This is a genomic window from Rhodohalobacter sp. 614A, assembly GCF_021462415.1.
In the GTDB taxonomy this organism is placed as follows: Bacteria; Bacteroidota; Rhodothermia; order Balneolales; family Balneolaceae; genus Rhodohalobacter.
In genome coordinates this window covers 417,498-442,027 of the sequence record NZ_JAKEDS010000002.1, presented here as the reverse complement: position 1 = coordinate 442,027, position 24,530 = coordinate 417,498, and the positions used below count along the sequence as shown (strand labels likewise).

General features: G+C 41.9%; 17 protein-coding genes. 7 read left to right on the top strand and 10 right to left on the bottom strand.

Annotated elements, in window-relative coordinates; all coding sequences use genetic code 11:
• Positions 1-30: 30 nt before the first annotated feature.
• The 3 genes from L0B18_RS10655 to uvrC form a co-directional block, all read right to left on the bottom strand.
• The gene (locus L0B18_RS10655) at positions 31-618 is read right to left on the bottom strand and encodes a hypothetical protein (RefSeq protein WP_234571755.1); all 588 of its coding nucleotides are present in this window, start codon (positions 616-618) and stop codon (positions 31-33) included.
• A complete protein-coding gene (locus L0B18_RS10650) occupies positions 615-1,250 on the bottom strand; it encodes an RNA polymerase sigma factor (RefSeq protein ID WP_234571754.1) in 636 nt (211 codons plus the stop codon). Before L0B18_RS10650 ends, L0B18_RS10655 begins: the two co-directional genes overlap by 4 nt.
• A 209-nt stretch (positions 1,251-1,459) precedes the next feature.
• Positions 1,460-3,298 (bottom strand): excinuclease ABC subunit UvrC, encoded by a 1,839-nt coding sequence (gene uvrC, locus L0B18_RS10645; RefSeq protein WP_234571753.1) that lies wholly within the window; start codon positions 3,296-3,298, stop codon positions 1,460-1,462.
• Between the two features lie 80 nt (positions 3,299-3,378).
• Between uvrC and L0B18_RS10640 the strand changes: the two genes are divergently transcribed.
• Positions 3,379-4,068, top strand: coding sequence for an RluA family pseudouridine synthase (locus tag L0B18_RS10640; protein WP_234571752.1), 690 nt, complete (start codon positions 3,379-3,381; stop codon positions 4,066-4,068).
• A 155-nt stretch (positions 4,069-4,223) separates the two neighbouring features.
• Positions 4,224-5,105 carry an anti-sigma factor family protein gene (locus L0B18_RS10635; RefSeq protein WP_234571751.1) on the top strand — a complete coding sequence of 294 codons (882 nt, stop codon included), beginning with the start codon at positions 4,224-4,226 and terminating at the stop codon, positions 5,103-5,105.
• On the opposite strand, the gene L0B18_RS10630 is transcribed toward L0B18_RS10635, so the two are convergent.
• The 4 genes from L0B18_RS10630 to L0B18_RS10615 all read right to left on the bottom strand — a co-directional run bounded on the left by L0B18_RS10630 (position 5,097) and on the right by L0B18_RS10615 (position 8,772).
• The gene (locus L0B18_RS10630; RefSeq protein WP_234571750.1) at positions 5,097-6,410 is read right to left on the bottom strand and encodes a DNA recombination protein RmuC; all 1,314 of its coding nucleotides are present in this window, start codon (positions 6,408-6,410) and stop codon (positions 5,097-5,099) included. The genes L0B18_RS10635 and L0B18_RS10630 overlap by 9 nt on opposite strands.
• 70 nt (positions 6,411-6,480) lie before the next feature.
• A complete protein-coding gene (dnaJ, locus tag L0B18_RS10625; RefSeq protein ID WP_234571749.1) occupies positions 6,481-7,644 on the bottom strand; it encodes a molecular chaperone DnaJ in 1,164 nt (387 codons plus the stop codon).
• A 10-nt stretch (positions 7,645-7,654) separates the two neighbouring features.
• Positions 7,655-8,251 (bottom strand): nucleotide exchange factor GrpE, encoded by a 597-nt coding sequence (locus L0B18_RS10620; protein ID WP_234571748.1) that lies wholly within the window; start codon positions 8,249-8,251, stop codon positions 7,655-7,657.
• A gap of 137 nt (positions 8,252-8,388) precedes the next feature.
• Positions 8,389-8,772: a VOC family protein gene (locus L0B18_RS10615; RefSeq protein WP_234571747.1), complete on the bottom strand. Its 384-nt coding sequence runs from the start codon at positions 8,770-8,772 to the stop codon at positions 8,389-8,391.
• A gap of 214 nt (positions 8,773-8,986) precedes the next feature.
• Between L0B18_RS10615 and rsmI the strand changes: the two genes are divergently transcribed.
• The 4 genes from rsmI (at position 8,987) to L0B18_RS10595 (ending at position 14,369) form a co-directional block, all read left to right on the top strand.
• Entirely contained in the window at positions 8,987-9,670 is a 684-nt protein-coding gene (gene rsmI, locus L0B18_RS10610; RefSeq protein WP_234571746.1) for a 16S rRNA (cytidine(1402)-2'-O)-methyltransferase, read from the top strand.
• A gap of 33 nt (positions 9,671-9,703) precedes the next feature.
• Positions 9,704-11,248, top strand: a complete 1,545-nt coding sequence (lnt, locus tag L0B18_RS10605; protein ID WP_234571745.1) for an apolipoprotein N-acyltransferase — start codon at positions 9,704-9,706, stop codon at positions 11,246-11,248.
• A gap of 270 nt (positions 11,249-11,518) precedes the next feature.
• Positions 11,519-13,681 carry a protein-disulfide reductase DsbD family protein gene (locus L0B18_RS10600; protein ID WP_234571744.1) on the top strand — a complete coding sequence of 721 codons (2,163 nt, stop codon included), beginning with the start codon at positions 11,519-11,521 and terminating at the stop codon, positions 13,679-13,681.
• Between the two features lie 49 nt (positions 13,682-13,730).
• Positions 13,731-14,369: a thioredoxin family protein gene (locus L0B18_RS10595; protein ID WP_234571743.1), complete on the top strand. Its 639-nt coding sequence runs from the start codon at positions 13,731-13,733 to the stop codon at positions 14,367-14,369.
• 54 nt (positions 14,370-14,423) lie between these two features.
• Here L0B18_RS10595 and recD read toward each other — a convergent pair whose 3' ends face one another.
• Genes recD through L0B18_RS10580 form a run of 3 tightly spaced genes read right to left on the bottom strand, consistent with a single transcriptional unit; the run spans position 14,424 to position 22,971 of the window.
• Complete coding sequence (gene recD / locus L0B18_RS10590) at positions 14,424-16,259, bottom strand: exodeoxyribonuclease V subunit alpha (RefSeq protein WP_234571742.1); 1,836 nt, start codon at positions 16,257-16,259, stop codon at positions 14,424-14,426.
• Positions 16,256-19,825 (bottom strand): exodeoxyribonuclease V subunit beta, encoded by a 3,570-nt coding sequence (recB, locus tag L0B18_RS10585; RefSeq protein WP_234571741.1) that lies wholly within the window; start codon positions 19,823-19,825, stop codon positions 16,256-16,258. The genes recD and recB overlap by 4 nt, the downstream gene beginning before the upstream one ends.
• Positions 19,825-22,971, bottom strand: coding sequence for an exodeoxyribonuclease V subunit gamma (locus tag L0B18_RS10580; protein WP_234571740.1), 3,147 nt, complete (start codon positions 22,969-22,971; stop codon positions 19,825-19,827). Before L0B18_RS10580 ends, recB begins: the two co-directional genes overlap by 1 nt.
• 162 nt (positions 22,972-23,133) lie before the next feature.
• On the opposite strand from L0B18_RS10580, the gene L0B18_RS10575 reads away from it, so the two are divergent.
• Positions 23,134-24,519, top strand: a complete 1,386-nt coding sequence (locus L0B18_RS10575; RefSeq protein ID WP_234571739.1) for a phenylacetate--CoA ligase family protein — start codon at positions 23,134-23,136, stop codon at positions 24,517-24,519.
• Positions 24,520-24,530: the final 11 nt, after the last annotated feature.

Here is a 24,530-nt window from a genome sequence, read left to right as displayed (position 1 = left end):
ATGATTAGTTACTTATAAGAGCAATAGGAATTAATTATGGCTGCCCGTTAATTGCAACTGGCGCTGATATGTTCTGACCAGTGAAGGATCCGTAACCGGCGTTAGTTTTTTAAAACTATCATTTCTTATCGAATCAATGGCTATCTCGCTGCCGGCTCCGGTTTGTCCCTGGAAGTAGAGTACCTCATTCTTATCAACCCAAGGGGTAAGATTTTCGGGCGCTGAGGTATTTACAGGCTGTGAAAAAACTGGAGCTGCCGATACGGAAGCAGATTGGGCTTGATTATTTTCTGAATCAGGCTGTGGATCGTCCATCATAAAAATTCCGGAAGTCATGGCGATTAGCACAATTGCCGCAGCCGAGTAGAAAAAAGTTCTCCAATAATTATTCCCCGATGAAGAGGAACTGTTTTTTGCCGAATCAAAAACAGCTTGTACCACATGATCGGGTGGATCAATATGTCCGAGCTGGTTTAGACTCTTTGAAATTTTTTTGAGAGACTCAACCTCAATCAACAGGTTGCTGTCCCTCGCCAAATCCCTCTCGAATTCGAGTTTTTCCGAGGGATCCATTTCATTATATATGTAAGCTATGCTTCTATTCTCCTTGGTACTCATACACTGTTAGATTCCTTCTCACGTTCTTCATCGAACATTTTACGAAGATTGATCAAAGCATATCTCATTCTTCCTAAGGCCGTGTTGATGGATACATCCGTCATTTCGGCAATTTCTTTAAACGGCATTTCATAATAGTGACGTAACATCACAACCGTTCGCTGTTCTTCAGGCAAATTCGATATATGCTTCAGCAAACTGGACGTCGATTCATCCAGCTCAAGTTTTTCATCCTGAGCCAAGGCATCTTCGTCTGGCAATCTGTCGTAAAAATCGGTTTTCGATTCTTTGTCATACGAAGATGTAACGTCCACAAATCGTTTTTGTTTTCTGATATGATCAATTGTTGCATTATGAGCAATTCTCATAACCCAGGCGATCCACTTTCCTTGTTCATTATAGGTGTCATCCATTTTTGTGATGACCTTTGTGAAGGTTTCCTGGAAAATGTCGTTCGCCGTTTCACGATTTTGAATCATACTGAAAATATAAGAATACACTTTCGCCTGGTGGCGATTCATCAGCTCTTTAAAAGCCAATTGATCGTCATTCTTCCTAAACAAATGAACCAATTCGCGGTCTTTCATTTGTTCGTAATTACTCGGTATGTGGTCTGAGTTATTAAGTCTCATAATTCTCGGATCTATAATAGTGCTACTTCAATTAAGAAACAATAATCAACATGAAGCCATTCAGTCGATTCATTATTTCCGTTTTAAATACTGCATATAACGTGCCAATCATTCCTGATTGACTTTATTACAGGCACTTTATCTTTCACTGCTGAGTATATATTACAACACTGAAATCAACATATCTATAACATTTTCATGTTAAACGATTAGCTCTCAGATTCAGCAAAATACCTGTAGACAGCATCTCCTGTTTTTTTACCTAAAAATTGTTGGAGAGTTTCGAGATCGCTTGTTTTTATTTTTTTTACCGAACCAAAGTGTTTTAGCAACTCTTGCGCTCTCTTCTCTCCAATGCCCTCAATTTTGGTTAATTCTGTTTTTAAAGTGCGTTTTCCTCTTTTACTGCGATGAAATGTGATTGCAAATCTGTGAGCTTCATCTCTTGCTGACTGTATAAGTTTTAAAGCCGGCGATGTTTTGGGAATCATTACGGGATCTGATTTACCCGGCAGAAACACTTCTTCCAACCGTTTCGCCAATCCAGCGACTTCTACATGATCTAAAAAGTCGATTTCCCTGAGAGCGTCCAAAGCAGCGTTCAACTGGCCTTTTCCTCCATCAATCAAAACAAGATCCGGGGGTTGCTGCTTCTCTTTTTTAACCCGTGAATATCTGCGTTTTACAACTTCTCTCATGGATGCAAAATCATCGGGACCCTCTACGGTCTTTATATTAAACCGCTTATACTCGTTTTTCCGGGGTTGTGCATCAACAAAACAAACCATGGATGCCACGGGGTCTGATCCCTGAATATTTGAGTTGTCAAAACATTCAATTCTTCGGGGCAACCGCTCTAACCGTAGTGCTTCTTTTAGATCTTTAACAGCCTGCGGAATCCGATCGCGCTCTGCTTTTGCTTTCTCAATTTTCCGTTCTCCAAGTTTCAGTTTTGCATTAGAAATAGCCATTTCAATAAACTGCCGTTTCTCCCCGATTTTTGGAACTCTGATGGGCACTTTTTTTCCATGTTCTTCCCAAAGATATTCACTCAATGGTTCGATATCATCAATTTCATCACTCAGGTATACTTCATCAGGAATAGCGCCGGCAAACTGTCCTGTATAATAATCCTCAATAAATGACTGCAACATATCTCCCCTGCCGATTCCTTCAATATTCTTCAAAAACCGGTGAAATTTCCCAATCAGTTTTCCTTCCCTGATTTTAAAAAGCACTCCGCAGCCTTCCATCAATTCCTCATCCACTTCCAGAGCAAACAGATCCCTGTTGACTTTCTTATTATCAACAATCTTCATTTTTTGATTGTACTTCTGAAGCGCCTGTAAACTATCACGAAGGCGGGCAGCTTCCTCAAATTCCAATGCATCTGAAGCGATAGACATCTCTTCTTTGATCTCTCTCATCAATCCTTCGGTTTTTCCAGTCAGGAGTCGTTCTACTTTCTCCATAGCCGTTTGATACCTTTCCAGATCCCAATCACCAGAACAATTTTGAAGATAATCATCAAAACACGAATGCCACTTTGGCATGCCTTTGGATTTATCTATCAACTTCGGAGATACAGCACATGTACAAAGATCGAAAGTTTTGCGGATGGTTTCGAGCATTCTCCTCATATGGCCTACATGATCATACGGACCAAAATATTTGCTCCCGTCTTTTATCACGGTTCGGGTTGGAAAAACACGCGGACGTTCGCCCGGAGTGATACAGATGTAAGGATAGGATTTATCATCCCGATACATAATATTGTAGCGGGGTTGATGGCGTTTAATCAGCGTATTTTCCAGGATTAAGGCTTCTGCTTCCGAATCTGTTACGATAACTTCCACATCCTCAATCTTATTTACCATGACCCGGATTCGTCCGTCATGATTACTCGAATCCTGGAAATAGGAACGCACACGATTCCTTAGCCGCTTGGCCTTTCCAACATAAAGGTAACTCCCCCTGTTGTCTTTAAATTGATAAACACCGGGACTGGTTGGTAAATGAGCAATTTTTTCTTCGAGCGTTATCGGCATGTGAATCAAATGGAATAGTTACAGCAGAGTAATTTAACCCTTATCTTTCAATGATATTGCAATGATAAATAACTGTAGACATGAAAACCACCGGCACTCATCCGGATATCGAAATTCTTTTTGAGGACAATCATCTTCTTGCGGTAAATAAACCGGCGGGTATTCTATCCCAGGAAGATTATACCGGGAATCCCGATCTTCTGAATCTTTGTAAAGAATACCTCAAGCGAGAGTACAACAAAAAGGGAGATGCCTTTCTTGGTCTTTTACACAGGCTAGATAAACCCGTGAGCGGAGTAATGCTGTTTGCAAAAACATCCAAAGCCGCATCTCGTCTGAGTGAACAGATTCGTAAACGATCGGTTAAGAAAACCTACCTGGCTTTGGTTGAAGGCATCCCTCCAAAAAATGGAATGCTGCAAGATTTTCTATTGAAAGACAAAAAAACCAATGTTGTATCGGTTGTCTCTTCCAAAAATAAAAAAGCAAAAAAAGCTGAACTGGTTTACCAAACGGTAGAAACTCAAAAGAATCTATCCTTGGTGAGGATTGCACTAATCACCGGTCGCCCCCATCAGATACGAGTACAGTTTGCTAATCAGGGGTATCCAATTTTGAATGATAAAAAATATGGTTCAAAAGGAAACGGTGCCCTCTCGCTGCATGCGGTGGAACTTGCATTTGAACATCCTACTCTTAAAAAAGAGATTCGCATAAAAGCCAAAACTCCCTTAGACTTGCCATGGAGTTCTTTTAAAATTGATGCTTAATCAAAAGTGATTGTTTATTAGTTATTTATATAGATATTTTTCCCTCTTGGCCGTGAATGATTGGAAAATGCTAATTGTTCATCAATTATAGATTAGAGAAATTCAACTCGACCTTCGGGCTTAGGATCACAAAATAAGTAAAGCACGCGCGCCCAATGTATGATTTAACCCGCAAACAAGCTCAGGCTCTTTTACATGCGGTTGCTGACGGAGAAGCAAGCGACAGGGAAAGAAAAGCTTTCTTCAGATTTCTCAGAGATCATCCTGATATAGCCATGGAGTATCAAAAAGTACTCAATTTAAAAAAAGCGCTGGCTTGCCTTCCTAAGAAAAAAGCCTCGGATGATCTTTTGGAACGTATTCATGGAGCTATCCAAAAAGAAAACCCCGAACTTTTAGATCTTGAATGTGAAGCTACCAGGAACAAATTCGAAATTCCTTCTTTTTCTTTAAGCGGCTACTCAGGACAAATCATTCGATATTTATCTGCTGCTGCGGTGGTAATTATCTTTTCACTGATTACCGTACAGGTTCTTGAAAACACCGGGATGAACAGGAATGTGAATAAGATCATCGTGGAGCAGATGGCTGCTGAACATTTTGTAACAACATCCGGAACCGTTATTGAACCGCATTATAAAACCTCATCCATTGCAGAGGCAGAAGCTTACCTGGCTAAAAATCACAATATCGATCTCACCATTCCTGATATTGAAGGCGCACAATTTGCAGGAATTGTTTTCTCTGATTTCATTGACCAGTTTAACACCCCGCTGCTTGAGTATGTACAACCGGAAATGGGAGAAACGATTTACGTATTCACGTTTGATCTGAATAAAGTTGAATCCAATTCCGTACTTAAAAGAGACAACGAAGCCGTAAAAAAATGCAAGAAATCAGATGATTTTTATGTCGCTGAAATTGACGGATATCATGTGGTTTCCTGGAATTGGGAGAATAACTGGTACACGGCAATCTCTAATCACAATGGATATAAATTGGCTGCTCTTGTCAATCCGTACTCAACTTCAGATTAGCTCTTCCCTTTCCTGATCATTATTACCGGACTCCAAAGCACGATCCGTTAAATCTCCCGACAATTTTTTTGAAGCATTTGCTCCAAGCTCTCTCAATTTTTCCGCCTGACCTACAAGATTTCCAGCACCCGTTGACAACTGTTTCATCGCAGATTCATACGATTCGTTTGTCTGCCGAATTCGCTTCCCAACATCTTCTAGGTTCTCTACAAAACCGACAAATTTATCGTATAAAAGCCCACCTCTTTTCGCGATTTCCATCGCATTTCTATTTTGATATTCCTGCTTCCAAACGTTTTCGATGGTTGCAAGGGTTGCCAGCAGTGTGGTTGGGCTCACAATAATAATATTCCTATCAAATGCTTCATTATAAAGATCAGGATCATTCTGCATAGCCAGGCCAAATGCAGGTTCAATGGGGATAAATAAAAGCACAAAATCGGGACTATTGAAACCATGAATTTGGTCGTAACTCTTTGTACTTAAATTTCTTACATGGCTTCTGAGAGATTGAATATGCTGTCTCAAATAAGTTGCCTGTTCGTCAAGCTCTTCCGTCGATGAATATTTTTCATACGCAGTCAGAGAAACTTTCGAATCGATGATCAACCGTTTTTCATCCGGCAGTTTTACAATCACATCCGGCTGAAGACGCCTTCCGTCCTCCATCGTGGTACTGTGTTGCGTTTCATACTCCGATCCTTTTTTCAAACCAGATCTTTCCAGGATTCTTTGTAAGATGACCTCTCCCCAATTCCCCTGTTTTTTGGTATCTCCTTTCAGTGCTTTCGTGAGGTTCTTTGCCTCCTCACTCATTTTTTGATTCATCTCCTGGAGCATTCTCAAATGTTGATCAAGAGCACTTCTTCCTTTAATATCTTCTTTATGACTTTCCTCAACCCTCTTCTGAAACTCCGAGATCTTTTCGCCGAGCGGCTTCAGTAGTTGATCCAGCTTCTCTTTATTCTGTTCTGTAAACTTCTTCGATTTTTCTTCCAGAATGTCATTCGCCAGGTTTTTGAATTCCGTGCGAAACTGCTCCTGTAATTCCCGCAGTTGCTGTTTCTGTTCGGAGAGTTTCTCTTCAAGATGAGCATACTCTGCTTTAAGCCTGGTAAATTCTTTTTCGGCCTGATTTGCCCGTTCAGTTTCGCGGATTAATTTTGATTCGCTGAGTTCAGCCGTTTGGGAAAGATTTGCGTTTCTCTCCTCAAGCCGGCTTTGTTTGGATTTCCCGATAAAAAAAGCCAGTGCAAAGCCAATTGCGAAAAAAATAAGTGCACTCAGAATTACAGTTGTTTCCATAACAGACGTTTGATTTGTTTAGCCAAACATACAATGCAGAGGTGACAATTTCCGTCACCCTCTAAAAAAATCAATTAAACACGTCTTTTATTTTCGAGAAGAAGCTTTTTTCACGTTCCTGAGCACTTTTGGGATCGAAGTGTTCTTCACCACGAATGGCCTCTATGTGTTTTTTCTCCTCACCCGTTAAATCTTTGGGAATGTAGACATTCATCCTTATAAACTGGTCACCAATTCCGGAATTGTTCAGGCCTTTGATTCCACGTTCCCTCATTCGAAGCAGTTTGCCGGGTTGAGTTCCCGGCTCAATCTTAACTTTTGCCTTTCCTTTTAGTGTGGGCACTTCTACTTCCGTTCCGAGAATAGCATCGGGAATGCTCACGAGAAGGTCGTAATAGATGTCATTGCCATCCCGCTCAAAATGTTCATGCTCTTTCTCTTCGATCAATACAATAAGATCGCCGGGTTCGCCACCCCGAATGCCGGCATTTCCCTGACGCCTCAAGGTAATGTAATTTCCATTTGCTACACCTGAAGGGATATTTACTTTGATTTTTTCATCACTCTTATATCTTCCTTCACCACCGCATTTGCTGCATTTATTCTTGATAATTTTTCCTTCACCCTGGCAGGTTGGACACGGTTGTACGTTTACAAACTGACCAAACATTGTTCGAGAAACCTGACGAATTTCACCGACTCCATTACATCTCGGGCAGGTTTCAAAATCTGATTCTGTCTCAGCGCCGGTCCCGCTACAAGAATCGCACTTGATATGCTTTTTTACTTTCAGCGTTTTCTCAACACCTTCGGCAATCTCTTCAAGCGTGAGTGCAACGCGGAGTTTCATATCCGATCCGGGACGGCCGCTTCCACGTCTTCTGCGGCTTTGTCCGCGAGCTGCACCGCCGCCAAATATATCGGCTCCAAAAATATCACTGAAATGGCTGAAAATATCTTCGAAATTAGCATTTCCAAAATCTGACGCACCACCGCCAAATCCGCCGCCATTCATTCCGGAATGGCCAAACTGATCATATCGTTGTCTTTTTTCCGGATCACGAAGTACCTCATATGCTTCGGAAGCTTCTTTAAATTTCCTTTCCGCATCTTCATCATCTTTATTCCGGTCAGGATGGTACTTCATCGCCAGTTTTCGATAGGCCTTTTTCAGTTCCTGCTCGCTGGCATTCTTATCTACACCTAATACTTCGTAGTAGTCGCGTTTTGACATAAATGAATTATTATTCGCTTACAATTACTTTTGCGTGCCGAAGTGTCTTGTCCCCGATTCGGTAACCATTCTCTAAAACCTGTAAAACGGTTCCGCTTTCAATCGAATCATCTTCCGCTTTTTGCCTCAGCATTGCATCATGAAAATCTACATCGAAAGGAACCCCGGTTTCATCAATTCGTTTGACGTTGTGCTTTTCCAGCACATCTTCAAATTTATTGGCAATGAGTTGCACACCCTCTACGTACGATTGATCCGCATCATTTTCTTTCATGGCCTGAAGTGTTCGAATCAGGTCATCATTAATAGGAAGGAAAGCATCCAGAGCAGCTTCGCGTGCCGATTGGAATGTTTGTTCGCGCTCACGACGCATTCGCTTGCGCATATTTTCCATCTCGGCAGCTTTTCGAAGCTGGGAATCTTTCAGCCTTTCAAGTTCTTCTTCCAACTCGTTTATTCGTTTTTGCTGATCTACGATAAGCTGATCGGTATCATCAATCTGCTCTTCAAGAGAACTCTCTTCGGAAACATTTTTCAGTTCTTCGGATGATGCTTCAGCCATCTCTGTTTGTCCGTCTTCGGTATATTCTTCTTTTTCCAAACTCATTTATTCTTATAAAAATCTTTAGTTCTTAATCTGATGGTTTCAAAATAAACCTAAAATCATCTCAGATACATTTTGCAGCAAAGTTCATGCCATAAGATTATTTCTGTGTATGATGTGACAATCTTTCGCTTTTGCAGTTATTCCGACTCGTAGAAAAATTCTATGAGGTTGCCGTCGGGGTCGGACGCAAATACAAATCGCCCTTTCTTTCTGTTTGCGGGGCCACTCAAAATCGTTACTTCTTTTTCCCGTAAGTACGTTGCCATTTCGTCTACTTCATCTTCCGAATTGAGGTAAAAACCAAAATGATCAACCCGAAAATCTCTTGAGTTAGGATCATAACTCGTCTCTGCTTCTACAATCACCAGGGTATCTTCCTCTCCTATTTTGTAGACGGCCATACTCTGCCCCATCTTCCGAACGAGCTCAAATCCAAGTACTTCTCCATAAAACTCCTCAGCCCGCTCAATTTCGTTTACCCTGATTGTAATATGATTTATTCCTGATGGTTTAAAATCCATATGTAACTTTTCGATTTATGATTTTTGTTTTAACGCAATAAACTACAAGTTTTAATATTTTCTTTGAACTTTTATTCCGGCTTTTTTTGAAAGTCATTGCGAACGGAGTGAAGCAATCTCCTGGATCAGTCTGGAGATTGTCACGGTCATTCCTTTCCCTCGCAATGACTAAAAAAATCAAAATTGAATTCAAACTCATAAGCATCTACCAACTTTGGCTACACTTTACATCGTGGCAACTCCAATCGGCAATTTGAATGATTTTTCACAACGGGCAATTGACACGCTCAAAAATGTGGATCACATCGGGTGTGAAGATACTCGCACTTCATCCGTCTTGCTACAGCATTTTCAAATCGATAAACCAACATTTTCGTTTCATCAGCACAACGAACATCAAAAGGTGGATTATTTGATGGACCTCTTGAACCAGAATCAAACGGTTGCTTTAATCAGCGATGCGGGAATGCCTGGCATTTCCGATCCGGGATTTTTAGCCGTTCGGTCAGCCTATCAAAACGGCCATGATGTCTGCCCCATTCCGGGGCCAAGTGCGGTCACAGCTGCCATCGCAGCAAGTGGTTTACCGAGTGACCGATTTCTCTTCGAGGGATTTCTGCCTCAGAAAAAAGGACGGCAAACCAAAATTAAGGAAATTGCCGATTCAGATATCACAACTATTATTTATGAAAGTCCATACCGTGTGGTGAAATTGTTGAATACACTGGCAGAGTTTTGTGAAGGAACGCGATGGGTGTGTGTAGCCCGCGAGCTTACAAAGAAATTTGAAGAAATAGATCGCGGACAACTTTCTGATATTGTTGAGCGTTGGAACTCCAAAGATTCAATCAAAGGCGAATTCGTGGTAATTATTGCCGGAAAAACGTATGAAGATTAAAAACTCAGAGAATGACTAAACCCTAAAATTTATATGAATTCAATCCGGCTTTGGGATCATCCCTGGGTTCTTTCTGTAACGGCTGCTGTTTTATTGGCTCTTTCATATCCGCCATTCGATCTGGCAGTTCTCCAAATTCCGGCATTTCTTTGTCTTTTCAGAATTTGTACTCTTTGCGATACAAAACGCACAGTTATCTTTTATGCCTACCCGTCATTTGTTTTGTGGAATTTGTTAACCACATACTGGTTAATGATGGCCACGGTTGCGGGTGGAGTGGCTGCAATTCTCGCCAATGCGGCGTTGATGCTGATACCACTTTTGTTGATTCGCAGATTTCAGCAATCTGATTTGAACCCAATTTTATCGTCATTTTTTGCAGCAACAATTTGGGTTAGCTATGAATTTCTACATCACAACTGGGATCTCTCCTGGCCCTGGCTGACCCTTGGAAATGCGTGGTCGAATCTCACCGGTGTCATTCAATATATTTCTGTCACCGGCGTGTTAGGCGTCTCTTTTTGGGTTGTTCTGACCTCTGCTCTTTTTTATACAAGCATCCAGTATTCAGAGAACCGGAACTATCTTATTACTGCAATTACTGTATTTCTTCTCTTCCCATTATTTTCAGTGATCTCTCTAATAACCATGAACTACGCGGAGGATGAAGCCATCCATGTCACCGTCGTTCAACCAAATTCTGATTCCTATAAAAACTACGGCGGAGAACCCTCTCTCAATGCTCTGATTGATAAATTATTACGCCTCTCAAATGAAGCCAGAACAGAAGAAACGGATCTTATCATCTGGCCCGAAAACGCAGTAGATGCAGGGTTAAGATTTAATTCTCCACAATTAAACTCGGTCCGGGATTCATTACAATCATGGGATGCCACACTGATTACCGGAGTTGTATTAATAGAAGATTATGACGATGAGGAAGAAATAGAAGACATCCCCAGGCGATTTGCTGATGGGTCTTTGTACAGTGTTTATAATGCGGCGCTTTTCTTTCAACCTGATAAAGCTGCTGAAATTTATCGAAAAGCCAGGCTGGTACCCATTGTTGAACGTTTCCCGTTTGTCACATATTTCCAGCGATTGGATGTTGTCAATTGGTTTGACTGGGGAACTCTCGTGGGTTATGGACTTGGCCGGGAAGCGACTCTCTTTTCTGTTGATAATCATCAGACCCCCGCCCTCATCTGTTACGATTCCGTCTTTCCTGGATGGGTGAATCAATTTGCTCACAATGGTGCGGGATTTCTCACCATTATTACGAACGATGGCTGGTGGGGCGATTCCAATGGCCATGTTCAGCATTTCTCTTACGCAAGACTTCGAGCCATCGAACAGCGAATGTGGGTTGCACGATCAGCAAATAATGGAATTTCAGGTATCATTTCTCCCGATGGAAAAATTCAGAAAGAGACCGAATACTGGACAGAAACGGCCTTTACTTCTACCATTTACAATTCCGATTACAAAACCTTCTACAACCGTTTCGGGGATTGGCTGGGATATCTGTCTCTAATCTCAGTTATTTTCGGGTTGATGGCAGTTCGAGTTCGAAAGTGAGCTTCATTCATCGGATGATTCTCTGATGATGAATCGCAAGAAGAGAATATCTCACACCAAACTTCAAATTTCCTTCAGAATTCATTCAACTTTTCAGCAGTATTGGATTCTACTTTCATCAAACCCCGTATTCTCCAAACTGACTCCTTGTTACACATTTGTTAATGTTTTGACACGAACGGAGCATGTAAAAAATTGTTTTTAGGTGTACTTAGCGGCACGAAATAACTTTCTTTAAAGTTTGAAAAAACAGATTAAATACTGTCAGGCATGAAATATTTTATAAGAATTACATTACTCACTTCCATCTTACTTCTCTTCACAGGGTTGCAGTCTATCGAAGCTTTCCAGGTAAAGACTGATCATGCGGAAGTTGAGCTTATCTCCGAACAATCTGTCATTGTACCGGGAGAAACGTTTTGGATTGGAGTTCAAATGGATATCGACGAAGGTTGGTATGTTTACTACAGGAATCCCGGAGACTCCGGAATGCCACTGACTCTCAACTGGACTCACGAGACGGATTTTAATATCTCGGATATAAAATGGCCATATCCCAAATGGAAAGATATTCCCGGCGACCTTACAAGTTATGCCTACCAGGATAGCATGCTTTACATGATGGAAGCTACCGCACCCGAAGATCTTGCCCTGGGAGACCAAACCACTCTCACTGTAGAAGCGGACTGGTTGATTTGCGAAAAAGTTTGCATTCCTGAATATGGAGATCTCGAGTTGACACTGAATGTCGCCGAACGCCCGGAATTCAATGAAGACGTTCTTCCGCTTTTCTCTGAAATGCGCGAAAAACTTCCTGCCGATCTCGATTACTGGCAAGCATTCGCCGATGTAAAAAATGATACCGTAACATTAAAATTAACAACGGATGCGTTTGAGATCCCTGAATATTCAAACATCATTTATTTTGCCAATGAACAGGGAGAGATAGAAAACGGAGCGGATCAACCCTTTGCTGTTGAAAACGATACCCTTACAATAAAGCTTCAAAAGTCGGTTTATAAATCAGACGACATTCAGCGGGTTTGGGGATTGGTTTATAATGAAGAAGGCTGGGATGAGAGCGGCCGCATCAAAGCAATGACGGTAGATATCAATCTCGGCGGTGAACAAGAACCTGTTGCTGCCACTGCCTCCGAACCCGTTTTATCTCAATCATTTTTGTTGATTCTCGGTTTTGCTTTCCTCGGCGGATTGATTTTGAATTTGATGCCCTGCGTTTTTCCAATCCTCTCCATCAAAATAATGAACTTTGTGCAGGTCTCTGGTGATGACCCCAGAAAGGCCAAACTGCACGGTTGGGTATTTGGCGCCGGAGTCCTTATTTCATTTCTGGTTCTGGCCGGATTACTGCTTTTACTGAGAGCTGGCGGACAAGAACTGGGATGGGGTTTTCAATTACAATCCCCGCCGTTCATTGCATTTATGACATTTTTGATGTTCGGCCTCGGCCTTAGTTTGATGGGCATTTTTGAAATCGGAAATTCACTCATGAATGTAGCCGGAAGCGCAAAAACCGGTGAAGGACTGAAAGGCTCGTTCTTCAGTGGAGTGTTGGCAACCGTACTTGCAACACCGTGCACGGCTCCATTTATGGGAACCGCACTGGGAGCTGCCATCACCATGCCTGCAATTGCCGCGCTTTTAATTTTCGCTGTTCTTGGACTTGGAATGGCGATTCCATATATCATTTTATCATCTTTTCCGGCATTGTTGAAAAAAATGCCAAAGCCCGGAGCCTGGATGGAAACGTTTAAACAATTCATGGCCTTTCCGCTTTTTGCAACGGCTATCTGGCTGGCCTGGGTATTTGGTCAGCAGGTTGGCATTAATGGTTTAACAAATCTCCTGATTGGCCTCTTGCTGATGAGCATGGGTATCTGGATTCTGAACCGATGGAAAGCCACTCAAATTTCGAATGTTTCCAGAATTGTAAGCAGGGTTTTTGTCGTTCTCCTGATTGTCGGCGGATTCTTCATTTCGGCTTCATCCAGTGCTCAGACAGCACAATCTTCAGTATCCAAAACAGACCAATACGGAATTGAATGGCAAGCTTATTCCGAAGATCAACTGGATCAGCATCTCGCAGAAAACAACAATGTATTTATTGATTTTACCGCAGCCTGGTGTATAACCTGTAAAGCAAACGAACGGATTGTGTTCAGTTCTGATCAGGTAAAAGAGAAATTTCAGGATCTCAACTTTGTAATGATGAAAGCGGATTGGACCAATCGAAACCCCGAAATTACACGTGCTCTCGAATCCTTTGGAAGAAATGGCGTTCCGCTTTATGTAATCTATCATGAAGATCTGGATGAGCCGATGGTTCTTCCCGAGCTTTTGACGCCCGGAATTGTAATCGATGTGCTGGATGAACTTCCACAGGAAAATCAAACCCTATCCATGAAAGATTGATAATAGACTTCTCTTGTAACCTTCAACTCTCAATAAACCCCCAAACATCATGAAAAAGTTAACAATTCTATTTTTATTGATTCTTGCCGCAACGATGGTCATTAATCTGACCATTGAAGATAAGGAGAATGCCCCCGCCGTTGATGCGCTTGTTGGCCAGCAGGCTCCCGACTTTGAAGTTGTGGACGCACATGGTAACACTCACAGCCTTTCCGATTACGAAGGACAATATGTAATTCTTGAATGGCTGAACCACGGCTGCCCGTATATCCGCAAACATTACGACGGAAATAATATGCAGCAACTCCAGGAAAAATATACCGATCAGGGAGTCGTCTGGCTTTCTGTGATATCCTCCGCTCCCGGCGAACAAGGCTACATGGAACCGGAAGAAGCCCGTCAATCTATCGAAGAGTATGACGCATCTCCAACAGCTATTTTACTCGATCCGGAAGGAGAAATGGGACGTGCGTACGATGCACGTGTAACGCCGCATATGTTCATTATTGATCCCACCGGAACGGTTCGATACAACGGCGCCATTGATGATAAACCCACTCCCCGGGCAAGCTCTCTCGAAACCGCTCACAACTACATCGATTCCGCAATGAGTAGCCTGATGAACGGTGAAGAAGTAGAAGTAAAAAGCAATACTCCGTATGGTTGTGGCGTGAAGTACGACACATAGACCCAATTCATTTCACAACAAATGCCATTTTGGAGACATCTGAAATGGCATTTTTTATTTATACAGCAATTCTTTCAATCCCGTAAACCTCAACGTTTCTCTTTTTATTCCTTGTTCAAAAAGATCAAGATCTCCATAAAGAGAGAATTCTTTCCTCGCTCTTGTGATGGCTGTGTAGATTAACTCTTTGGTTAAAATCGGCGTGTCCGCTTGTGGGAGCAGCAAATTCACCTGATCAAATTCAGATCCCTGGCTCTTGTGAACAGTCAGAAAAAAAGCGGGATCGTAGTGACTCAGCCGTTGAGGTTTAAACCGCCTGGTTTCTGATCCGCTTTCTACATAAACCCAAATCGATTCATCTTCATCCATCATGGCTACTCCCAAATCACCATTAAAAATGCCAAGGTTATAATCATTTTGGGTGATCATGATCGGCCGGCCGTGATACCAACCAGCGTCCATCTGAACAATTCGCTCTGCAGCCAAACGCTCTTCGATCAATCGGTTGAGGCGTTCAGATCCGGTCAATCCCCTGCGAAGAACCATCAGCCAAATGGACTCCTTCCAAAAAGAAAGCAGTTCATCATATTTTTTAATTTTCGAACACTTTTGGACCTTCGTTTTCAAATCCTCAAGAATTAGCTGTATGTCTTCTTTCTGATAACTGAAAGCCTGATAGTTCAAATCAGAATATTGGTTAAAAATGGAGGCCGCCTCTTCTCCTTTTTGATTCTGACTTTTTACAAGATCTGCCAACCTTCCGATTCCACTCGTTTCATCAAACCTGTAACTCTTGGTCAGGTACACAATTGAATCACTCATATCCGACTCGGTATCTTCCGGTAATTCGTTTGTGATTCCAAGACGCTTCAGGGTTTGTATCGTCTCCGGCAAAAATCCATTTTTTTCTTTCTGGCAAAGATCTGCAAAGACTGCTCCCGCCTCTACCGATGCAAGCTGATCTTTGTCTCCAAGAAGGATCAATTTTGTATGGTCGCTTAGATGATTCACTAACCGGTACATCAACGAAAGATCCATCATGGATGCTTCATCAATAATGATCAAATCGTGATGTAAAAGTTTCTTCTCAATCGGCGGCAAAAGTCCTTTGGATTCCGTTCCCGAAAGCAGCCGGTGTACGGTCTTTGCTTCTCTCGGAAAATGACTCAATTCTTCCGGACTCAAATTCAGTTTTTCCAGTTCCCGGTTTAACGCTTCCCCCATTCGTCCGGCAGCTTTTCCGGTGGGTGCGGCAAGCGCAATATTAAGTCGCTTCTTCGACAGCCTTTGATGCAAAGCAAGTACCTGGGCAACTGTTGTTGTTTTTCCCGTTCCGGGTCCTCCGGATATGATGAGAAACGGCTTGATTAATGAAAGTGCCGCCGCCACTTTTTGCCAATCGACACCTTCTGCTTCTTCTGTAAATAAATTGTGCAAAAACCGGAGTGATATACCATCTATATCAGTTATATATTTATTTGATATAATTCTATTAATCCATTGTCTAACAGTTTGTTCATAGAAAAAATATCGTCTGAATGTCACGTGATTATCCGTAAGAATTAACGGATTCATATCACCTTCAGATCCAACCAAAGAGCTTGATTTGAGGATCTGAAGCTCTATTTTTTTTGTTGGAAAATGAGATTTTCCATCTACATCAAGGCCCAGGATTTCAATCCATTCAACAGGGCTTTTGTCCATCGGTAAACAGGTATGTCCGGCTTTAATAAACAGGGAAAGAAAAACTAAACTCATCCGGATTTCATCACTGAATTCACCAAATTCTTTCTTCAGAAATCGAATCAATTCCTGCTCATATCTTTCAATCCATCCGGCCTCTACCCCCTCCTCAAACCAATCTTTCATCAGTGATAATTGTCTGCTCATAATTGTACCTCCAACTCATTTGCAAGACGCCGGATAACCGCTTCATCAGGCTTGTGAAACCAAACGCCAGACCCCTCATTTTTTTGCATTCCCCGAACGAACAGATAAGCCACTCCGCCGAAATCAGAGTCGTAATTAAAGCCCGGCAATCGTGACTTCAGGTACTTACAAAGTGCCACTGTATACAGGTGATATTGGACATCATATGAAGCGTGAATAATCTCTTCTTTCAATCGGGGCTGACTGTAATCCTCGATGGAATCGCCGAGATGATTGGACTTATAATCGACAATAAAATATTTCCCGTTTTGCCTCACCACGAGATCAATAAATCCAGTCATAAAACTCTCCAATTGACCTTGTAGGATAAGGCTTTGATTTCCCGAACGAATGATCCTCAGAATGTTTTCTAAGGATGGCTGACGCGCTGTAAAATGAAACTCCATCTCGCGGAGCTGCTCGCTGTTTTTTACCTTACTCAAATCCAATCCGGGAATATCCGAAGTGACAACACCCCTCATCATCCTCTGAATAACCGGTATCCATTTCCCATCCATTTGATACTGCTCAAGAACCTTTTCAATCAAACCGGAATGATCATCACTCCGTGCAGTTTCAAACAGAAAATGATCGTCCTCAAACAACTTATGAATAGCCGTGCCTGCCGTGGCTCCACGCGGAAATGTAAAGATGCTCAAATCACGAACTTCCTCCCTTTGCTGATGAATCAGGGAGAGATATGATTCCACCACCTGGTCATAATCAGGTTCTCCCGGCAGTGCACTGTGACTTGTCAAAGATGAAAAACTCTCTATGCGCCGTTGTACGGCAAGCTCCGTTCTTCCTTTGTAATTTTTCAATTGAAGTTCTGATTTCTGAATCCATTTCTCCGGACCGGATTTTTCCATTTCATCAATATTTTCCGGAATATTTAATTCTATGGCTCCATCCGATTTATTTTCCAGATCTTTGAATATGTTCAGAATCTTATCGTCCGTGTAATCTGTTCCTGATTTAAGCTTCAACCCTTTTTTGGCAATCTCTTGGGCAGCAGACCTATCAACCAAAGAACAGGCCACACCAGATTTTAACGAAGCTTCATGATTGGCCCACGGAATGACACACAAGTACTTTGCCCTGGTGACAGCCACGTAATACTTCCGAATTTCCTCGGCGGTATCTTCGATATTATTCTGTCCTTCCGCCCACTCACTTCGTTCACCAGATTCCTGATCAAATCGGATAATCGGTTCCCCGTCCTCATGATACTCGATTAATAACGGCTTCTTATTATTACTTTTCATATCCCAGAGCGTGGGACAAAAAACAACCGGAAATTCGAGGCCTTTACTGTTATGAATGGTGCTGATTTTCACCAGGTTTTGATCACTTTCAAGTAACAGAGTTTTCTCATCATCTTTATCGGGATCAGCCATCTCATCCACAAACCAGAAATGCAAAGAATATGGATTAAGTTTGCCCTCCTTCTCGGCTTTCGAACAGATATCCGCCAGTTGATAAAGATTCGTCACGATTCTCTCGGAATTAGAAAACTGCGCCAATTTTGTGATTCTTCCGTCATCAAAAAGCAGTTTTCTGAACATGGTATAAAAACCATCATAAGACCAGGTTTCGTTGAGATCCTGCAACTCTTCTATCAATTCCTGTCGCTGATTCCCTTCGATGGACAACTCATGAATTTCATTCAAATTTTGTCCCCAAAAGCCAGAAACCAATGCATTGTTTACAGCAATCCGATTGAAAGGCTCAAGAATTGCGCTCATCACGGATTCCAATCTCCGGGCTTCCGCCGACTCAAAAACCTTCTCGCGGGAATATGTCACAGAATCAATTCCAACTGCCTTGAGCCTTTGCTTGATCTCTTCTCCACTTTTATGGCTCGAAACCAAAATGGCTATATCTCCGGCTTCTAACTTTCGGCCTTTCATTCTAACCTTTCCTTCCTCTGATCCCCGTAAAAGCTTCGTGATTTCACTTACTGTTTGATAAAAGGCAAATTCATTTGCATCCTTTTTACTGGTGTCAATTCCAGGCTTTGCAAGAATCCGGATTCCACTTGCAGGAATTCCATCCACTAAAAAATCATCTTCTGATTCTTCGTTACCAGCCTCTACGTCAAAATATTGAATTCCCTCTTCGATAAATGGCTGACCAGAAAAACCAAACAATGTATTAACCGCCTTATTGAAACTCGGCGTACTTCTGAAATTCTTGTGAAGCGTATACTGCTGAACTGACGGCTCCTTTTTGGCTTTCAGATACGTATGAACATCAGCCCCGCGAAACGCGTAAATCGCCTGTTTGGGATCGCCGATCATCAACAGCGAAGAGTTGGTATTCTGTGAAGGATAGATTGAATTCAGGATTGAATACTGAACCGGATCGGTATCTTGGAACTCATCCACAAGCGCCGCAGGATATTTTTGATTGAGAATCCCGGCCAATTCTTCCGCATCTTCAGAATGAGTTAAAGCTCTTTCAACCCGAGTGAGAAGATCATCATAAGTAACCGTACTGGAATTAATTGAAAGTTTTTCCCGAATGATTGTAATTCCTTCTATTGCCTCCTGGATAAGTGTGGTTTTTACTTTATCCATTTCAGCAATCAAGGATTCCAATTCGGAACAAAGATCAAAAAACCGATGCTGAATAGTCGGTTTCGGATTCCCGCTTTTTGGAAGATTCTTGGGGTCATACAAATAATCGGAAGTGAAATATTTCAGGCTTTCGGGGGCGTCGAGTTCGAATGAATCATCATCAATAAAAGCATTTAACTTTCGAAGTCGAGATTGCAAATGCTGCTGAAATCTTTTTACATAACATTGGTTCAGAATTTCCAATAATTCTTCCTGATTCCTTCCCCAAAGTTCAACCAAATCACGCCGAATATTCAAAACCTTTTCCAGGTATTGAACTGGATTACCTATCCCCTCACCTTCCAATTCCGCATATGGTTTACTAAAAACCAATTGGAGCTTATCCCTCAATTCGGAAGGTGAATTTGCAATACCCAGTAACTTTGAGATATAATACCTGCCCGCCTCAGACTGGCTGTATTGAGCCATAAAATTCCGCCAAAAATCTTCCGAAGCCTGCGTCAAAAGTTCGTCCTGTTGAGCCACTTCAAAATCAAACGGAGTTCCGGCAAGCAATGCTTCTTCTTTGAGAATTTTCTGGCAGAAACCATGAATGGTATAAACCTGGCTGTCATCAAAATTCTGAATCGCTGTCTTGAGTCGCTGAATAGCCTCATCTGAATTTGAGACCTGATCGGCGAATTCATTCACAAACGAATCGTCAGATTCCTTTCCGGTTTCAAGCCTGTTCAGGCATTCTTTGAGCCGCCTAAAAATTCTTTCCTTCAGTTCAGCCGTAGCTTTTTTAGTGAAAGTCATCACCAAAATTCGATCTACATCCAATTTCTTTTCAACCAATAACCGGATATAAAGTGCAGTCAGCGTGTAGGTTTTGCCTGTTCCTGCACTTGCTTCAATCAGGATTCGAGGATTCCACTTAACATCATATAACGACTCAATCCGTTTCATCAACTTTCCTCCATATGATCCATCATTTGCTGTATGAATCGCCGATATCGTTCCGTGATGAATTTTTCCTGAAACTCCACATTTTCACCCAACAGTGTTTTGATCGACAGATCATTATTCTCCCCAAATGAATAATCATCCGTATTGAATGCGTTCGCAGCTTTGTAATAAGCGTCCAGTTTCTCTCCCCTTTTTCGCTCTTCAAACGCATAAAGTGTTTTCGGAAAAAACGTTTGGGGGCGAATCAATCCTTCATGATAAAAATTGATCAATCCGGATAAGATTGCATCTGGTTTTGGAACGGGCTTGAAAACTATCTTCTTTGAATCGCCATCTTTCAACTCACAAAACAGGATGGATTTTCTCTCCTCAAAAGACTCCGCCAGACTCCCACAGAGATGCCTGATCCAGCTATCAATAGCAATTTTACCGGAAAATTTTGATGGATTAATATCCACAAACTGATCATCCGAATAGCTCATCAAACTTCCCTCAACTTGGCTCTGCCCGGCCGCTACATGTATTTGATAGTGGCCTGGCTTTGGATGAATTCCTGAATCTTTCATGACGGCGATCGCACTGCGAACATTTCTCTTGAGCTCCAAAACTCTTCGTTCACCGGACCAACCCACCGGAATGGCTCCTGACTGAACCAAATACTTTTGAATTTTCTGATCGTCCATTCCATCTAAAACCCAGCCAAAAACTCTTTGGAAAAGAATGTGTTTCTCGAGATGATCCAGTTCAAATTCATCTTTCCCGTGGTTGGCCTCCCTCAAAGAAACCTCCAGCCGTTTTCGAAAAAACCACTGGATTGGATTGCTGTAAAACCGGATTAAATCATCAAGCTGAATAGTTTCTTCTGCTTCCTCCAGAGGAATCGGTTCGCTCAATTTCAAACCGGAAACCGATTCTTCGTCATCCAACATATACCTTGCCGTTTGAAAATAAATCCCCGAAAAACTCTTTTTTGATTTAAAATTGGCAGGTGAAAATCCTGAAAGAGCTTCCTTTTTGATGATTTTTTTTGAATCCATTCCGGACGTTTTTGAAAGCACGTCCACCCACTCACCCACAATTGTGGATGGCGGAATCACTTCGTTGTCAACCTGACTTTGCCCGATATAGCTGCAATAATGAACATCGCCGGCAGCCATGACCGATTCGAGAAAAAGATTCCGGTCCTCATTCTTTCGATTCCTCTCCCCCGGCAGCGGATTTTGCGCCATTAAATCAAAATCGGGAGTGATTTGTTTTCGGGGAAACGTGCTCTCATTCAGCCCGATTAATGCAATGATTTTAAATGGAATACTTCGAACCGGAACCATAGAACTAAACGTTGCGCCGTTGGTAAATAACGCCCCTGACGCTTTATGCCGATCCAGCATGGAACTAAGCTCACTCCTGAAAAGCGAGAAGGGAATTTCCTGTTCACAACCGGCAATTTCCGATTGCTCACTGATTTGGCCAATCATTCGTTTTATGCCCTGAGCTTCCAGACTTCCAAGTGAGGCGGCATCAAATAAAGAATCCATTCGACTCGACAGCCATTCAGCCCACTTTGAGCATCTCTTCTTTCTTTTGATCTCTTGTCGCATGTTATTCAACTGACTCAAATAATTTGAGAAAGCCGCCCAGGTTTCTTGGTCATTCGTGGTTCGAATCCCCTGGTAAAGCAACAGATCATTTACTGAATCACCCGACTTGCCACCAAGCAGATTCCCATACCATCCTCTGCGAATAGCCGAATCCCAGGTCTGTAACTCTTCGGCAGGCTGATCAAATTCTTTTCGGTGCCGGGCATCCAATCCCCAAACCACATGATTCTCTTCAATCCACCGTTTGAGTTTGTTTCCATCCGATTCTGATATTCCGAAAGATTGATAAACCGGTTTCATCATGAAAAGGTCAATAACGTCTGAAAACTCAAAGCGAGAATCCACCAATGATAACAGGCGAAGAAGTGTCCGTTCAATTCCCGCTTCAGAATTTCGTGATGAATATCCGGCGTGATAAGGTATCTGTGGCAGCCCGGCCTCAGCCTGATCAAACACCGCTTTGATATACGGTTTGTAAGTTTCCAAATCCGGAGTTACAACGAGAACATCATCGGGATGAAGTGTTTCATTTTCTTCAAATTTCTCCAAAAGAAACTGGTGAAGTACTTCGATTTCACGAAGCGAACTGTGGCAGGATCGAATTTCTATTCCACCAATCTCACTTTCATTTTCTGAAAATTTTCGGATTGAATTCCCCTGGAAAATATCAGATTGAATTTGCTGTAAAATGGAATCATCAGGAATCTCAGAGTGAAGTTCCAGGACTTCATTTGGATCTAAAATATTTATTACCTGATCTTCATTTGTTGATTCTCTACCAAAGACTTGAAATATTTCATTTGAATTTTTTCTAATCTCTTTTGAAACAGATATTTGATAAACAAATACTTCCGATTGCTCCCCGGTTTTCTTCAACATGTTCACGATTGGAAGCGGAAGTAATCCGGGATTCAGAATATAAAGTGAGTCGTCCACATCAAGCTCTTTTTTTGAGAAAGCTCTCATTACTTCCTCATAAAGCTCTGCCCGGTTTTTCAGATCTCCATCGCCCGACTTTTTCCAGAAGTCATTCAACAAACGCCACAATTCGGATTGCCATTTTTCATCTGCTTTTCCTGATCGTCCCCGCTGCCATCGCAATATCATCTCGGGGCGATAGACCAGATACTCGTCAAATACAGAAGCAATCTGGCCGGCAAGTTGAAAGGTCGCCTGCGTTTTTCTTTCCTCAGGCTGGCTCTTAATGTACCTGTCCAAAATCTCGAATTTCGTTCTGGAATGAACATCACTCAACAGTTCAAACAATGCCCATTTCATTGGCTGAAGATCAGACGGTAATAAATCGGGCAGATCAGGATAAATTTTTCGGATTTGTCTCCAAAACCACTCTGCCGGTAAGATGCACTCCAGATTGGCTGCAATGCCGTTTTGTTGAGCCGCAAAAAGTTTAAACCAGCGTGCGGTATCAAGATTGGGAACCATCACTTTTTGAGATACAAACGGATCGTCTGGAGCCGTGTCCACAAGCTTTTCAGCCAGTGATTGAGCAAGGGTTTTTAAATGACGGCTCCTCGTAAGTTGAATCATACTTTGGTTTTTGGGATGATACAGATTTTGACCTCAATGGGAAAATAGGAAACTGCGATGACAAGTGGTGTCACCTCAAACCAGGATTCATGAATTTCGTATTCGAATAGACCTGCCAAACCTTTACATTTCAATGATTATCAAAAACCGTTTAGATCAACGATGCCGGACTCTTTTATTGAGAATATCTATTATAAACTCCCTTATTCTCTGCAAAATATCGCAGTTTCTCTCTATGGATTGAAGTTAAAAAAAGACAGATATAGCGCCCGATTTTCTGATCATCTTGAGTTTCTTAAAGAGAGCGAATGGAAATCGAGAGAGCAGATAGAAACGTATCAAAATGAGAAAATTACTCAACTGATTCATCACGCGTATCATATCGTTCCATTTTACAAAAAATGGTATGATGAACACGGTGTAAATATCTCGCAAATCAAAACTGTTGATGATCTCCAAAAGCTGCCGGTACTCACAAAAGAGATGGTAAAAAAAAATCAGGAAGAACTGATCTCAAACAAGTTTGAAAAAGCTTCATTAAAGAAACAACTGACAAGCGGAACGACGGGAACACCGCTCACGATTTATCAAACCAAAGAATCGTTGAATTTACAATGGGCCGTTTTCTGGAGATTCAGGGAACGGTTTGGCGTGAAATATAATGACCGCCAACTGATGTTTGGAGCAAGATTACCGATCTCTCAAAACCAACAAAATCCTCCCTACTGGAGGCACGACTATTTTAATAACCGGGTTTACCTGAGTACCTCTCACATTTCCCAAAAAACCGTTCATGACATTGTTGACTACCTGAATTCAACTTATTTTGTTTTTTTTACAGGATATCCCTCAGCCATGGTGAACCTTGCCAACTTGATGAGAGAGAATGATTTAAAATTACTGAATCCACCCAAAATAATCTTCTCGGCTTCTGATGCTCTTCTGAAAAATCATAAAACGATCATTCGTGATGTATTTGGTGCACCTGTCACAGAATTCTATGGAAATGTGGAGTTTGCCGGCACAATGTCAAAATGTAAACATGGGCGATTTCACGTTGATTACGAACATTGCCATATCGAATCGCAGAAACTGGATGACTCCGAAAACCAGGAATTAATTCTGACCAGTTGGGGAAATGAAGCGATGCCGTTTATCCGTTATCGAATTGGAGATTATGGCATTCCACTTCATTCAGAATGTGAATGTGGAAGAAAATCAGATACTTTTTCCGGTATCGATGGTCGCACGGAAGATTATGTCGTAACACCTGACGGACGAAAATTAATCGGAATGAACCAGGTTTTTGAATATGCTGAAAACGCCTTGGAGATTCAGCTTTTTCAAAAAGAAAAAGAAGAGATTATCTTCAGAATTGTACCGGGAAAAAACTTTGGTGAAAAAGATAAGGAGTCACTGATCCGTGAATTCCGAAGACGCGCCGGTGATGAAATGACCATCAGGTTCGATCTCGTGGACTCGATTGAAAAATCCTCAAGCGGTAAATTCAGAGCGGTTATTTCTGAGATTGATGATTCTCAAGTGTAAATCACTACTGA